The organism is Pseudomonas sp. EL_65y_Pfl1_R83 (genome assembly GCF_963970695.1).
GTDB classification, from domain to species: Bacteria; Pseudomonadota; Gammaproteobacteria; order Pseudomonadales; family Pseudomonadaceae; genus Aquipseudomonas; species Aquipseudomonas tritici.
On the sequence record NZ_CAXAQI010000314.1, the window covers coordinates 1 to 489 of the forward strand.

A 489-nucleotide genomic window follows, 5' to 3' on the forward strand; every position below is an offset into this window, starting at 1 on the left:
AATAATGGGCGATCGGAATCAAGGCATTGTTCGATGTCAGCGTATCCCGGTGATATCCGAGATTCTCCAGCAGAATTACCGCCCCGCGGATCGCTTTGGTGATGTCTTCCCACTGCCGCTCGATATTGAGCATGTTCGCCTTGTTGAAATTGTCTACCTTGAAGGCGATTTCCCGGAAGCCGCCAAGGACGAGGCAGCATTTAAGAACGAAATCCTTGTTTATATTGAATCCGTCGCCAATCCCATTCACTTCGTCCACGAATTGGGTGATTTCCTCGCGTGCGTCCTTGTCCTTCCACTGAGCCGTGGCGAAGGAAAGCAGTAGGTCGGAATAATTGAGTTGCGTACCACCGCTGTTGACGCGGATAAAGATATTGAGAACCTTGTCGAGGTCCTCGCCGCGCTCCAGAAAAAAGTTGATTGATCTGCTTTTGTGAATGACGTCATGCAGTTTGAAGAGAGCCTTGTTGGCTAGCCGAAATCTGTCGT

General features: G+C 49.9%; 1 pseudogene. It reads right to left on the reverse strand.

The annotated features are described in order from the left end of the window. A pseudogene (locus tag AACY08_RS29060) lies at window positions 1-489 on the reverse strand (hypothetical protein); the annotation flags it as partial.